Raw genomic sequence first — 730 nt, 5'->3', positions numbered from 1 at the left:
CCGGGACATCGGCGTGCTGAGCACGGGCGGATACGCCAACGCCTCCGCGCAGGACTCGTTCTGCTCCGGTACCACCTGCGTCATCAGCGTGATCTACGACCAGTCCGGCCGGGGCAACCACCTCACCCAGGCGCCCGGCGGCGGCGCCGGCGGACCCGACGACCTCGCGATCGCGACCGCCGCACCGACCACGGTCGGCGGCCACAAGGCCTACGGCGTCTTCGTGGCCCCGGGCACCGGCTACCGCAACAACCGCACCAACGGCATCGCCACCGGGGACCAGCCCGAGGGCATGTACGCGATCTTCGACGGCACCCACTACAACGGCGGCTGCTGCTTCGACTACGGCAACGCCGAAACCAGCAGCAACGACACCGGCAACGGCCACATGGAGGCCATCTACTTCGGCAACATCAAGGTCTGGGGCTACGGCGCGGGCAACGGCCCCTGGATCATGGCCGACCTCGAGAACGGCCTGTTCTCCGGGGTGAACCGCGGCTACAACGCGGGCGACCCCAGTGTGAACCACCGGTACCTGACGGCCATCGTCAAGGGCGCGCCCAACCAGTGGGCCATCCGGGGCGGCAACGCGCAGTCCGGCGGCCTGTCGACCTTCTACAGCGGACCGCGCCCCAATGTCGCCGGTTACAACCCGATGCACAAGGAGGGCGCCATCATCCTCGGCATCGGCGGGGACAACAGCAAGGGCTCCGCCGGTACCTTCTACGAA

At 68.8% G+C, this 730-nt stretch carries 1 protein-coding gene; it reads left to right on the top strand.

Features of this window, described 5'->3' with window-relative positions; translation table 11 throughout:
- A partial coding sequence (locus tag IE312_RS39145; RefSeq protein WP_306419717.1) for an arabinofuranosidase catalytic domain-containing protein occupies positions 1-730 on the top strand: 730 nt, incomplete at both ends.

Source organism: Streptomyces capoamus (assembly GCF_014654935.1).
GTDB classification, from domain to species: Bacteria; Actinomycetota; Actinomycetes; order Streptomycetales; family Streptomycetaceae; genus Streptomyces; species Streptomyces capoamus.
Note: the sequence above shows the minus strand (reverse complement) of the source record. Positions and strands in the feature narration are given on the sequence as shown.